Here is a 14,274-nt window from a genome sequence, read left to right on the forward strand (position 1 = left end):
AAAAAACGCCCGCAAAAGCGGGCGTTTTTCTTTTCGCTGTCAGGCCGTGACGGTGACGCTCTGGCCTTCAAAGCTCACCGTCTGACCGGCGACGATTTTGCAGCGTTTGCGGGTTTCCACCGCGCCGTCAACTTTCACCAGCCCGTCAGCGATAGCGATTTTCGCCTGGGCGCCGCTTTCGCTCCAGCCTTCCAGCTTCAGCAGATCGCACAGCTCAACGTGCGGGTGTTTACCTAAGGAAAATGTCGCCATCTCAGGCCTCCTCAACGTCGTGATACTCTTCGCACGCCTGCAGCGTGTTCTGAATCAGGGTGGCGACGGTCATCGGGCCAACGCCGCCGGGAACCGGGGTGATGTAGGATGCGCGTTCGGCGGCGTCTTCATACACCACGTCGCCGACCACTTTGCCGCTTTCCAGACGGTTAATGCCGACATCGACCACAATCGCCCCTTCTTTAATCCACTCGCCAGGAATAAAGCCCGGTTTACCTACTGCAACGATCAGCAGGTCGGCGTTTTCGACGTGATGGCGCAGGTTTTTGGTAAAGCGGTGGGTCACGGTGGTGGTGCAGCCGGCCAGCAGCAGCTCCATGCTCATCGGGCGACCGACGATATTGGACGCGCCAATGACCACCGCATTGAGGCCGTAGGTGTCGATATTGTAGCGTTCCAGCAAGGTCACGATACCGCGCGGAGTGCACGGACGCAGGCGCGGCGCCCGCTGGCACAGGCGGCCAACGTTGTAGGGATGGAAGCCGTCGACGTCTTTATCCGGCGCGATGCGCTCGAGCACTTTGACGTTGTCGATCCCTGCCGGCAGGGGCAGCTGAACCAGAATACCGTCGATGGTCTTATCGGCATTCAGGGTGTCGATAAGCTCCAGCAGCTCGGCTTCGCTGGTGGTTTCCGGGAGATCGTAAGAGCGGGAGACGAAGCCCACTTCTTCACATGCTTTGCGCTTGCTGCCGACATAAATCTGCGAGGCCGGGTTGCTACCGACCAGCACGACGGCCAGCCCAGGGGCGCGTTTTCCGGCCGCAACGCGAGCCTTCACTTTTTCCGCAACCTCAGAGCGTACCTGCTGCGCAATCGTTTTACCGTCAATAATTTTTGCTGCCATCAGAGAGAGGATTCCATCTGTATCTTTACGAAAGGGGGATGAGGATATTTTGTCAGAAGCGGGCCTCGCTGTCAGTCCTCGTTTGCTGTTTTATCCTGTATGCGGTGAATTTAGCCTGTTTTGACCCTGTTAAGTCCAGGGTCATTGGTGTGTTGCGCCTGGCCACTAAGTGAATTTTCGCGCGCATGAGCTCCGGTGGTATGCTTCTTGTACAGTTGCTGAGGGATATTTCGCCAGCATCGTATAAGCCCCGCAGTTTCCTGGCAAAATGGATTGACTCAACGGACGTGGACCGTATAATTCCAGGCGTTTCACTCCGCGAAGCACTCGCTTCTCAGGGCGCCCTTAGCTCAGCTGGATAGAGCAACGGCCTTCTAAGCCGTAGGTCACAGGTTCGAATCCTGTAGGGCGTGCCATTCAATATCAGCTTCTTATCCTCTTGCTGCTTTTTCGTACCGGACACCATTTTCCCTATCCTGTAACCTGGCTGTGCTATTGCGGTTGAAAAACATATTTCAAATACGTGTTAATACATTCGTTATTTTTCCTCTGCCGTCTATTTTTCTGCGCAAAAGTCATTATCCTAAAAACGATCCTCATTCATTATTTCATGTTCACATACCGTAAGTTTCATGCTTAAATCCGCGCAACATATAATGGAATATGTTTTTGCACTGCACGTTAAGTAATAACGAGAACACGGATGAAATCTCTGTATTTGGCTCTGGGACTAATGACGCTGAGTCTGACCACCCACGCCGCTTTTTTATCGCCAGCCGATCGCGACAGCATTGAGCAACAGCAGCAACAATTACTGCGTCAGAACCAGCAGCAACGTGAATCGCTGGAGCGCGCCACGCCCAGCCTTCACGCGGCGATGCCTGCGCAGGCTGAAGCCTCTGATGGTCCCTGTTTTTCTATCCATCGCATCGCGTTAGATGGCGCGACGCTTATTGATCCGCGTCAGCAGCAAAAAATAGTCCAGCCCTGGCTTGGGCAGTGCATGGATATTGCGCGTATTACTAAACTCGTAAATATTATTTCCGACTGGTATATCAGTCGGGGATATATTACCAGCCGCGCTTTTCTGACCGAGCAGGATTTACGTTCCGGGGTATTACATCTGACTATTCTTGAAGGAAAGCTCGAAAAAATCACCATGGAAGGGGCGGCTAAACGTGAGTTAACAATGGCGTTTCCAGGGCTGGAAGGCCATATTCTTAACCTGCGTGATATCGAACAGGGGATGGAGCAGATTAACCGCACGCGCGCGACGCCTGTGCAAATTGAAATCCAGCCGGGCGAAAAACCTGGCGGCTCCATCGTTAACCTGACGGCGACAGCGGAGCGCCCACTTTTGTTGTCGATGAGCGTCGACAACAGCGGCCAGAAGAGTACAGGTAGCGGACAAATCAACGCGGGTTTAACAGGCAACAATCTTTTAGGGCTGGCCGATCGCTGGTTTGTCAGCGGCGGGCGCAGCAGCGCGTTTTCGAATGCCAAAGATGCGCAAAATGTTGCCGCAGGGGTCAGCATTCCTTACGGTTATACGCTGTTTGACTACAGCTACAGCTGGAATAATTACCTGAGTACACTCGATAACCACGGCTGGATCTGGCGTTCCAGCGGTGACACCGAAACCCACCGGCTAAACTTCTCACAGGTTCTCTTTCGCAACGGCGACCTGAAAACGGGCCTCTCCGCCGGACTGAGTTATCGGACCAACCACAATTATCTCGACGATGTTTTGCTGCAGAGCAGTAGCCGTAAGTTGACGACACTGCTGTTTGGCCTCAACCACACGCAAAAAGTGTTTGTCGGGATTGCCACCTTCAACCCCACGTTTTCCCGCGGAATGCCGTGGTTTGGTGCCGAAAGTGACGGTAATAAACCGGGCGATTTGCCAAAAGCGGAATTCAGAAAATGGAGTCTGAGCGCCAGCTTTCAGCGCCCGTTGCTCAACGATCTCTGGTGGCTTAGCAGCCTTTACGGCCAGTGGTCTCCGGACCGCTTATATGGCAGCGAGCGCCTGACCTTAGGCGGGGAAAGCTCAGTACGTGGTTTTAAAGAACAGTATATTTCAGGGGACAACGGCGGTTACTGGCGTAATGAACTGAACTACGCGCTTTTTACGCTCCCCGCCATTGGGCAGGTCGGCGCTCTGGCCGCACTGGATGGCGGCTGGTTGCATGCTGACCGACTCGATCCCCGGGCCGCCGGAACCTTGTGGGGCGCAGCGGTAGGGTTCACCACGACGAATCGCTGGTTATCCACCTCTTTTACCGTGGCTGGTCCGCTGGCGTATCCGGACTGGCTTGGTCCCGATCGCCTCAATATCTACTACCGCGTTGCCGTGGCATTTTAAAGGATTATCGTCATGCATCAGCCTCCCATTCGCCTGTCATCGCGTCTGCTAAGTTACGTGATTAGCCTCCTGCTGGTCGGGCAGCCGCTCCTGCCCGCCATTGGCGCAGCGATCAATCCTGAGGGCGCCACCGGTGTGGATAGTGCCGCAAATGGTGTGCCGGTCGTTAATATTGCCACCCCGAACGGCAGCGGGATCTCGCATAACCAGTTTAAGGATTACCACGTTGGCCAGGAGGGTTTAATCCTCAACAATGCGACCGGGAAGCTGAATCAGACCCAGCTCGGTGGCCTGATCCAGAACAACCCGAATCTGCAGGCCGGCAGGGAAGCGAAGGGCATCATTAACGAAGTGACCGGTGGTCATCGATCGCAGTTGAACGGGTACACCGAAGTCGCAGGCAAGGCGGCGAACGTGATGGTCGCCAACCCCTATGGCATCACCTGTAACGGCTGTGGCTTTATTAACACTCCCCAGGCAACCTTGACCACTGGCAAACCCGTGTTTGATGCGGCGGGAAATTTGCAGGCGCTGGAGGTCGCGAAGGGAACCATCTCCATTGAAGGCAAAGGCATTGACGCCAGCGGCAGCGATGCGTTGTCGATTATCTCCCGAGCGACGGAAGTGAATGCGGCGGTTCATGCCCGGGACTTATCGGTGATTGCCGGAGCCAACCGGGTGGATAGCCATGGCACTGTCACCCCGATGAGCGGAGAAGGTCAGGCCCCGACGCTGGCGGTGGATACCGGGGCGCTGGGCGGTATGTACGCCAATCGTATTCGTCTGGTGTCGAGCGAAAACGGCGTGGGGGTGAACCTCGGCGACCTGAACGCGCGTCAGGGCGATATCACCCTTGAAGCGAATGGCAGGCTTGCTTTGCGTCACTCATTGGCCAGCGGCGGGATCGCCGCTCGCGGCCAGCATATTACGCTCACCGGCGATCACAAGGCCGGGGGCGCAATCACATTGCATAGTCAGAGCGATCTGGTATTGAACAATGGGTCCCTGACCAGCGATACCGATCTGCGGCTGACTGCGGGCGGTTCAATCACGCAAAGCAGTGAAAAACTGGCCGCCGGACGGGATGTCTCATTGACGGCCAGCGGCATCCGCCAGGATAGCGACAGTCAAATCGATGCGGGTCGCCAGATCGCGCTGCGGGCCGGCGACAGCGTGACGAATGAGGGAAGAATGACGGCCACTGACGATCTTTCGGTGACCGCGAAGACGCTGGCCCATCATGGCGCCCTGATCGCTGGCAACGCTATCTCCCTTGATGCCGCCCGCCAGACGTTGAATGGCGCGATAAACGCCACCGGCGATATCGCGGTATCGGGGGAGACAATCGCCACCAGCGCGGCATCGCAAATCCAGGGAAAACACCTGCATATTGCGGCGAAACAGGCTGATTTAAAAGGGACTCAGGCGGCGAAATCCGCTCTCACCGTGCGCGCCAGCGAAAAACTGACCCACAGTGGTAAAAGCAGTGCTGATACCCTGTCATTGCAAGCCCCGCAACTCAGCAATAGCGGTGTGGCCATCGCCTCCAGGCTGACCACGCAATCGCAGTCTCTGACCAACAATGGCTTGCTACAGGGCGAGGCTCAACTTTCTGTTACCAGCCAAACGTTGAATAACCAGCAGGACGGTACGCTCTATAGCGCGGCAAATCTGACGCTCGCTATCCCGGATATCCGCAATCGCGGGCTTATCACCAGCGACCACGCGCTCACCCTGGCCAGCACGACCCTGATCAATCCAGGTGCCATCATCGCCGATACGTTAACGGTTAAAACCGTCACTTTATCCGATGACGGTCTGCTTCAGGGTAATCAGGCACTCACGCTCACCGGCGATTCGCTGGCTCAGGGGGCCACAGGACGTTGGCTGACCGCAGGGGATATGTCGCTCACCGCGACGACGCTAAACGCCGCAGGCGCCATACAAGGGCAGCAACTGCGTATTAATACTCAGGACTGGCGGCAAAGCGGTTCTCTCCTGGCGACAGGCAATCTGTATGCCACCGTCAGCGGCGCATTGCTCAATGATGGCGACATCATGAGCCAGCGAGATTTCATCCTTCGAACCCCCTCCCTGACAAACAGCGGCAAGCTCCTTGCCGCCGGCGATATGTCGTTAACGGGTGCCCTGTTCAACAACAATGGTTCGCTGCAGGCAAACCGGATCGCACTGACGCAGGAGACGATCGACAATCAAGGGACCGTTATCGGGCTTGATGCGCTCACGCTTAGCAGCAACGGAACCGTGGATAACCGCGGCGATCTGCTAAGCCAGGGCGACCTGACACTCTCCGCTGGCGATATCGCTAACCACGGGCGGGTGCAGGGGAAAACCATCGTTATTGAGGGCGCGGACCTCAGTAATAGCGGCGCGATCCAGAGCGCGGTCGATCTGGCGTTAACGCTCAGCGGCGATCTGCAGGCGATTAACGGCAGTAAAATGACTGCCCTGAGGGATGTCCATATCAGCGGCCACGCGCTCAGCAATGAGGGGCTGGTGAGCGCCAGCACGCTGACGATGAAAGGCGACTCGCTGATCAACAGCGGAGAGATTAGCGGGGTAAGCCATCTCGACGTATTGCTGAATGGCGATCTGCAGCAGCAGGGCAAATTGCTGACCGGGGGATCGCTTGTCCTCCATGCGCAAGACCTGAACAACAGCGGTCAGTTGCAGGGGGCGAATACGCAGATTAGCGTGGCTTCGCTCAGCAACAGCGGACGCCTGCAGGGTGACAATAATCTGACGCTGAACTTGATAAAAGCGCTCAACAACCAGGCCAACGGGGCCATCCTCAGTCAGGGGGAGCTGACGCTGACGGCGTCTGCGCTCAGCAATCACGGCACGATCCAAAGCCATGGCGCAACCAGCCTCAACAGTACCTTATATGCCCGCAATGCCGGCAACATTGTCTCTGGCGGAGACCTGACGCTTTCCACTCCAGACTACAGCGGCAGCGGCTGGCTGCAGGCAACCCATCTCCTTCTGGACGCGGCGAAGATCGCCAACGCAGGCACGATGCTGGCGGCAAATCAGGCCACGCTGACGGGGAGCACGCTATTAAACAGCGGCACCGTTCAGGCCGCACAGTTAAGTGTCGACACCCGGACACTGGCCAACAGCGGCACCTTGTTCGGCAAGCAGAACCTGTTGCTTTACAGCGACAGCGTAAACAACGACGCGGGCAAACTCTTCAGCGGCGGCGATCTTCTGGCGAACGTCGCCTCCCTCAGCGGTGCGGGTCAGATAGTCGCCCTGGGTAATCTGACGCTGGCGCTGGTCAACAGCTGGATCGCTCAGGGAACTGTGGCCGCAAACAAACAGCTTGTCATCAGCAGCCAGAGCGATATCACCAACGCTGGCGCCTTACAGGGCAATGGCGTAACGCTGACCGCCGCCGGGCAGCTCATCAATAACGGTCAACTGGTAGCTGGCAACGGCAATACGGCATTGACCGGGCAACAGATTGCGATGAATGGGGAAGGTTCCCTGCAGGCGGGTGGGGACGTGAGCCTGACCAGCCTTGGCCATATCACGCTTGATGGCTTTACCGGTACGGCGGGAAACCTGGTGTTAACGGCCACCGGAACGATCCTCAACACCGCCTTGCTGTATGCGGGCCATAATCTCTCGCTGTTTGCCAACCGCATTCATAACCTGCACGGCGACATACTGGCGGGTAATGACCTGGTGATGCAAAAAAACGCCAGCGGTGATGCCAATACTGAAGTGATTAACACCTCTGGAACGATTGAAACCACGCAGGGTGACATGACCATCAGCACCGGGTACTTGCTCAATCAGCGTGATGGGCTGGAGGTGAAGATCTCGCAGAATAGCGGCGAGCAGGCCATTCCGGGTCTCGGAGAGGCGATAATCGATGTCGATATCAGCCAGCTGGCTGACGGGACGTACGGCCTGAGCAGCTATTTGGCGTCAAGCGAGTCAGGGGCATGTAACGGTCATGGCGCCTGCAGCTATCACAACTGGAACCAGCTCTATTATGCAATGTACGCCGAATCAGCACAGCAGAAGTTTATCGGCAGCCAGACGCGGACGGAGGTCACCAGCCGGGGCGGGGCAGCACGCCTTGCCGCGGGGAAAAATCTACATATTAGCGCCAGCACGCTGGAGAACGTTGCCAGCCATATTCTGGCAAATAGCGATATCGCGTTAACGGGAAATATGCTCAACAATCAGAGCTGGCAGGCCGGTACCGTCACTGACTGGTATATCTATCAGTACGACCCGCACCGCTATGGCTACAACATTGGCTTTGGCAAGGGCGCCGGCTACGCCGTTGCGCCGGGGGCGCCTTATCCCACGGATGACAATAACTATGAGGATGCGCAGCCCGAACGCTCTACCATTGGTTTTACCCTGGCCGGGCATGAATCCACGGCCGAACAGGGAGAAATTTACCGTTCGGTGATCCAGGCTGGCGGCAACGTCAGCGCCAGTTTCGCCAGCGACATCAGCAACACCAACAGCATCGCTAATGCGGATAAAATAAGCAACACGCTTGTCGCGCCTGACCTGAACACACCTTCAGCGCAACTCACTGACGACAGTGAGAGTCTGCAGTCCCTCGCCGGGGCAGATACCACCGCCATCACCCGTCCGGACTGGAACGACACAACCGGTAGCGGCAGCCAGACCATCGGCAACGGTACGGCGCTCGTTCAGGAACCACTGGGCGATAACTATCCACTGCCGTCCGGCATCAACGGCTATTTTGTCACGTCCGACGATCCGGACAGCCCATATCTGATCACGGTCAATCCGAAGCTCAATGGCCTGGGCCAGCTCGATCCGTCGCTGTTTGGCGATCTGTATAAGCTGGCTGGCATGAATCCAGGCAGCGCGCCACGCGAGACGGGCAGCCAGTACACCGATGGCGACTCGTTTCTTGGCTCGTCATATATGCTGGATCGCCTGGGGCTTAACCCTGACAGCGATTATCGTTTTCTGGGCGATGCGGCGTTTGATACTCGGTATGTCAGCAACGTGGTGCTGAACCAGACCGGGTCACGCTATCTTGATGGCCTCGGCTCTGATCTCGATCAGATGCGTTATCTGATGGACAACGCGGCCGACGTGCAGACCTCGCTTGGCCTGACGTTTGGCGTGGCGCTCACCGCCGCACAGGTGGCGGCGCTCAATCGCAGCATTCTGTGGTGGGAGCACGCAACGCTTAATGGTCGGACCGTGATGGTGCCGAAAGTTTACCTGTCGCCGAAGGACGTTAGCGTCCGGAACGGTAGCGTAATCAGCGGCAATACCGTGCAACTGGCAGGGGGCAATATCAGCAACAGCGGCAGTACGTTGCTGGCGCGAGACGGCCTTGCCATTGACAGCAGTAATAGCTTCAGCAACCTTAACGCCGGACTTATCCGCGCGGATGGCCGTCTTGACCTGAGCGCGTCGGGCGATATCAATAACATTGGTTCGACGATATCGGCGAAAACGCTGCAGCTGGTAAGCACCGGCGGTAGCATCAATAACGTCACCCGCACTGAGCAGTGGCGTGTTGGCGATGACAGCCGCTGGGGCAATATCCAGTTCAGCGGTACCGATAGCGAGCAAACGGCTGCCATTACTGCCAGCGACGGCCTGTATATGGCCGCGGCGAACACGATCAACATAACCGGAGCGACGGTGAGCGCCGGCGGCGATCTGGTGATGGAAGCCGGGAGCAACATCAATATTGCCGCCAACCAGTTCACCGAGAGTCGCAGCCAGTCTGGCTTCTGGGGCCAGAAAAACAGTCGTTCATCATCCACAACGTATCAGGGCAGCAGCATTACGGCGGGCGGTAACGCGATAATGCGGGCGGGTAGCGATCTGAACGTGACGGCCAGCGCCATCAATGCGGGTCACACCGCGCAGCTGGTGGCGGCCAATGACCTGAACCTGAACGCGGCGGGTAACGAACAGAGCAGCCGCCAGGGTGGCAGCGAAAGCCATCAGAGCGGCGCAGAGCGCAGCACGGTGACCGCAGGCGACAAGGTAACGCTGGTAGCCGGGCGGGATGTGACCAGCCAGGCGGCGGGCATCGCAGCGGAAGGGAATGTCGGTATTCAGGCCGGACGCGATGTGAACCTGCAGGCGGAAGCCACCACCGCAGGCAGTAGCAATTACAGCAGTAAGAAAACCGTTATCGATGAATCCGTGCGCCAGCAGGGTACCGACATTGCCAGCGGCGGCAGCACTACGATTATTGCTGGACGCGACGTCAACGCCGAAGCGGCGCAGGTGACTGCCAGCGGGAATATCGGCCTGGCGGCGGGCCGCGATGTGAACCTGACCACGGCGACGGAAAGTGATTACCACTACAAGGAAGAGACGAAGACCAAAAAGGGGTTCCTGAGTAAGAAAACCACGCATACCATCGAAGAGGAGAGCGCCACCCGTGAAGCCGGTACGCTGTTAAGCGGAGATCAGGTTCAGGTGCTGGCAGAGAATAATCTTCTGCTGCAGGGCTCGGCGGTGGTGGGTGAGGGTGATGTTCAGCTCCACGCAGGTAATAATGTCGATATCACGGCGGCGACCAATACCGATACCGCCTGGCGATTTAAAGAAGAGAAAAAATCCGGCCTGACGGGAACCGGGGGGATCGGGTTCTCCATAGGCAGCAGTAAAACCACGCACGAGCTGCGTGAAGCGGGCACCACCCAGAGCCAGAGTGCTTCCACGACGGGAAGTACGGGCGGTAGCGTGGTGATTTCTGCCGGTAAGCAGGCGCATATCGGTGGTTCAGATGTGGTTGCGGGCCGGGATATCCGCATCACCGGCGACAGCGTGGTGATTGACCCCGGGCACGACACCCGGACGGTCGACGAGAAGTTTGAGCAGAAATCCAGCGGGCTGACGGTGGCCCTGTCAGGCAGCGCAGGCGGTGCGGTGAACAATACGGTTTCCGCCGCGCAGAAGGCGAAAGAGGTCAGTGATGGCCGCCTGAGTGCGCTTCAGGGAACAAAAGCGGCGCTTTCCGGTGTCCAGGCCGCCCAGGCCGTCGCGCTGGATGGGGCCAGAGGCGGCAGCGATAAGGACAATAACAATACGATTGGTATCAGCGCGTCGCTGGGTTCGCAGTCCTCTTCCTCCCGGTCACATTCGGAGCAGGTGATGACCAGCGGCAGCACCCTGAATGCCGGAAATAACCTCGCTGTTACGGCAACGGGCGGCGACATCACGGTCGCGGGCGGCCAGATGAAAGCCGGTAAGGATGTCACGCTGGAGGCGTTCAGGGATGTGAACCTGACAGCATCACAGGACACACAGCAGACTACCGGCAGCAACAAAAGCAGCGGCGGCAGTATTGGCGTCGGCGTGGGGGTGGGCTCCGGCGGAGCCGGCGTCAGCATCTCGGCAAACGCCAGCAGCAGCAAAGGGCATGAGAGCGGCAACGGCACCTGGCAGAATGAAACCACGGTGGATGCCGGTCATCAGGTCATCATCAGTAGCGGACGGGATACCACGCTGGCCGGCGCGCAGGTCAGCGGTCACCAGGTGACGGCTGATGTCGGCCGCGACCTGACGATAACCAGCCTGCGGGACAGCGACCATTACGACAGCACACAGAGCAGCCTCAGCGGTGGCCTGGGTTACACCTTCGGCGCCGGGTCGTGGTCAGGAAGCCTGAATGCCAGTCGTGACAAAATGACCAGTGACTGGTCCTCGGTACAGGAGCAGAGCGGGATATTTGCCGGTCAGGGTGGCTTTGATGTCACTGTGGGCAGCCACACGCAGCTGAATGGCGGGGTGATTGCTTCCACAGGAAGCGCAGATAAAAACAGCCTCGATACCGACACGCTGGGCTTCAGTGATATCCACAACCAGGCGGATTATAAGACGCAGCATCAGGGCGGCGGTATCAGCACCGGGGGCAGCATTGGCTCTCAGTTCGCCGGGAACATGACCAGCGCCCTGCTGGCGGGTGGCGGCAACAGCGGTCATGCGGAAGGCACGACGCAGTCGGCGGTATCCGAGGGGACTATCACCATCCGTGACAGGGAGAATCAGAAGCAGGATGTGGCTGACCTGAGTCGCGACACGGAACACGCCAGCGGCAGTATCGGGCCGATATTTGACAAGGAGAAGGAGCAGCGACGCCTGCAGGAAGTGCAGCTGACAGGGGAGATTGGCAGCCAGGCGGCAGATATTGCGCGTACGCAGGGCGAGATAGCAAAACAGAAGGCGATAAAAGACCCTGCAGCCCTGACGGCGGCGGAAGCGAAGCTGAAGGCAGAGGGTAACAGTAGTCCGACGGCAGAACAGATTGCGGACCAGGCGGGTCGTACCGCGATGGCTGCATACGGAACCGGCAGTGACCTGCAGCGGGGTATCCAGGCAGCGACTGCAGCGCTGCAGGGACTGGCGGGCGGTGATATCGCCGGGGCGCTGGCAGGGGCATCGGCGCCGGAGCTGGCGAATCTTATCGGTCACGGTTCAGGGCTGAGTGACGGTGCCGCGGTGGTGGCGCACGCCATCCTGGGCGGTGCGGTGGCGGCATTGCAGGGCAACAGTGCGGCGGCGGGCGCAGCGGGCGCGGCAGCAGGTGAACTGGCCGCGAAGGCAATAGCGGGCATGCTGTACCCGGATGTGACGGATTTGTCCACACTGACGGAAGCACAGAAGCAGATGGTCAGTACGCTGGCCACTATTTCAGCGGGAATGGCAGGCGGTCTGGCCGGGGACAGTACGGCGTCAGCCGTGGCGGGCGCGCAGGGCGGGAAGAACGCGGTTGAGAATAACTCGCTGAGTAAGGATAAAATCTTCGACATCAACCCGATGCTGAAGATTGGAATTGAAGGTGCAGACGGCGATCCGCTAAAAGGCGGTGGTGGGATTGGTAAAGGTACTCCGAAGGTTCCATCTAAATTGCAACCATTTACTAATTCTGCTCAAGGGCCTGTTATTCCACAGGGGTGGGTAAGTAAGCCAGGGCGAACACCAGGAAGTACAATTTACTATCCGCCAAATACAGATCCTGGTAGTCCCGGAAGTACCTACATAAGGGTAATGCCATCTGGCTCAACTCCTGTACCTGGTCTCGAGAACGGTTACTGGATATCTGTCAAAAATGGACAACCAATAAATCCGGCTACAGGCGGTACAGGAACTCGTGGAGAGACGCATGTACCGCTACCAACAGATACTATGCCACCAAAAAGGTAAGCTACGAATGGTTACAATCGATGAGCTTAGAGAGTTTGAAACGTCGATATTTACTGGAGTTATTGTGGGGGTTGGATCTTTAGTTTTGTTATTTTCCTCAGGGGGAAGAATTTTGATTCAATGTCCGTTCCAGTGCGGGGGGGAAAAACATTACCAAAATGGACATGGAGAGGACCTCACAACAAGCGTTCTTCTTTTCCCCATGCTTAATCAAAAGGTTTATTCATGTTCTATGCTTGATGGTGAGGTGTTAAAATTATGTTTTAGCAGGGAATGTTGTATTCGAATTATTCCTGAGAAAAATGGATTTGAATCTTACGTAATTACAACTAGTCATGGGGATTATCCCGTGATCGCTTGTTAAGTAACATCCTGATCATCTGGCGGATGTGACCAGCCAGGCGGCAGGCATCGTGGCGGAAGGGAATGTCGGGATCCAGGCCGGGCGCGACGTTAATCTGCTGGCGCAAGAGTCCGTGACTGGCAGCAGCTCACACTCGAAAAAGAAAACCGTTATCGATGAATCCGTGCGCCAGCAGGGGACCGAAATCGCCAGCTCCGGCAACACCACTATCGTCGCCGGACGCGACGTCAACACCGAAGCGGTGCAGGTGACCACCAGCGGGGATATCGGCGTGGGGGCAGGCCGCGATGTGAACCTGGCCACGGCGACAGAAAGCGATTACCACTACAAGGAAGAGACAAAGACCAAAAAAGGGTTCCTTAGCAAGAAAACGACTCACACCATAGAGGAAGACAGTGCGACCCGTGAAGCAGGTACCTTGCTTTCCGGCGACAGCGTCACCGTGCAGGCGGGCAACAACCTGCTGGTGAAAGGCTCCTCCGTAGTGGGCGATAATAGCGTGGCGCTTGACGCAGGTAATAACGTCGATATCGTGGCCGCGACCAACACGGATACCTCCAGGCGCTTTAAGGAAGAGAAAAAATCCGGCCTGATGGGTACCGGCGGCATCGGATTCAGTATCGGCAGCAGCAAAACTACCCACGATTTACACGAGGCGGGCACCACGCAAAGCCAGAGCTTCAGCACCGTCGGATCTAAGGGCGGTAACGTGGTTATCGCTGCCGAACAGCCTCAATACCGGCACGCTGGGTTTCAGCGATATCCACAACCAGGCGGATTATAAGACGCAGCACCAGGGAGCGGGTATCAGCACCGGGGGCAGCATTGGCTCTCAGTTCGCCGGGAACATGACCAGCGCCCTGCTGGCGGGTGGCGGCAACAGCGGTCATGCGGAAGGTACGACGCAGTCGGCGGTATCCGAGGGGACTATCACCATCCGTGACAGGGAGAATCAGAAGCAGGATGTGGCTGACCTGAGTCGCGACACGGAACACGCCAGCGGCAGTATCGGGCCGATATTTGACAAGGAGAAGGAGCAGCGGCGCCTGCAGGAAGTGCAGCTGACAGGGGAGATTGGCCGCCAGGCGGCAGATATTGCGCGCACGCAGGGGCAAATAAACGCGCTGGAAGCGGCGCGCAAGGTTCATCCGGCAATGTCAGCGGAGCAGCTGAAAGAGACGCAGACGTACAAAGATGAACAGGCGAAATACGGCACGGGCAGCGATA

Annotated in this window: 5 protein-coding genes, 1 tRNA gene and 1 pseudogene; 5 read left to right on the forward strand and 2 right to left on the reverse strand. The window is 57.5% G+C overall.

From position 1 onward, the window contains the following. Window positions 1–39: 39 nt before the first annotated feature. A complete protein-coding gene (gene ybcJ / locus NKJ21_RS20405) occupies window positions 40–252 on the reverse strand; it encodes a ribosome-associated protein YbcJ (protein ID WP_004143016.1) in 213 nt (70 codons plus the stop codon). A gap of 1 nt (window position 253) precedes the next feature. Continuing rightward, window positions 254–1,120: a bifunctional methylenetetrahydrofolate dehydrogenase/methenyltetrahydrofolate cyclohydrolase FolD gene (gene folD, locus NKJ21_RS20410; protein ID WP_004143017.1), complete on the reverse strand. Its 867-nt coding sequence runs from the start codon at window positions 1,118–1,120 to the stop codon at window positions 254–256. A 339-nt stretch (window positions 1,121–1,459) separates the two neighbouring features. Between folD and NKJ21_RS20415 the strand changes: the two genes are divergently transcribed. From NKJ21_RS20415 to NKJ21_RS20435, 5 genes and pseudogenes are all read left to right on the forward strand, one after another. Beyond that, window positions 1,460–1,536: transfer RNA gene (locus NKJ21_RS20415), tRNA-Arg, on the forward strand. A 287-nt stretch (window positions 1,537–1,823) separates the two neighbouring features. Then, the gene (locus tag NKJ21_RS20420; protein ID WP_239270565.1) at window positions 1,824–3,485 is read left to right on the forward strand and encodes a ShlB/FhaC/HecB family hemolysin secretion/activation protein; all 1,662 of its coding nucleotides are present in this window, start codon (window positions 1,824–1,826) and stop codon (window positions 3,483–3,485) included. 12 nt (window positions 3,486–3,497) lie between these two features. Continuing rightward, on the forward strand, window positions 3,498–12,683 hold the full coding sequence (locus tag NKJ21_RS20425; protein ID WP_239270566.1) for a hemagglutinin repeat-containing protein: 9,186 nt from the start codon (window positions 3,498–3,500) through the stop codon (window positions 12,681–12,683). Window positions 12,684–12,690: 7 nt separating this feature from the next. After that, on the forward strand, window positions 12,691–13,047 hold the full coding sequence (locus NKJ21_RS20430) for a hypothetical protein (RefSeq protein WP_071787499.1): 357 nt from the start codon (window positions 12,691–12,693) through the stop codon (window positions 13,045–13,047). 22 nt (window positions 13,048–13,069) lie between these two features. Further along, window positions 13,070–14,274 (forward strand): annotated as a pseudogene (locus tag NKJ21_RS20435) (hemagglutinin repeat-containing protein); the annotation flags it as partial.

The sequence above is a fragment of the Klebsiella sp. SWET4 genome (assembly GCF_024296565.1).
GTDB lineage: Bacteria > Pseudomonadota > Gammaproteobacteria > Enterobacterales > Enterobacteriaceae > Klebsiella > Klebsiella variicola.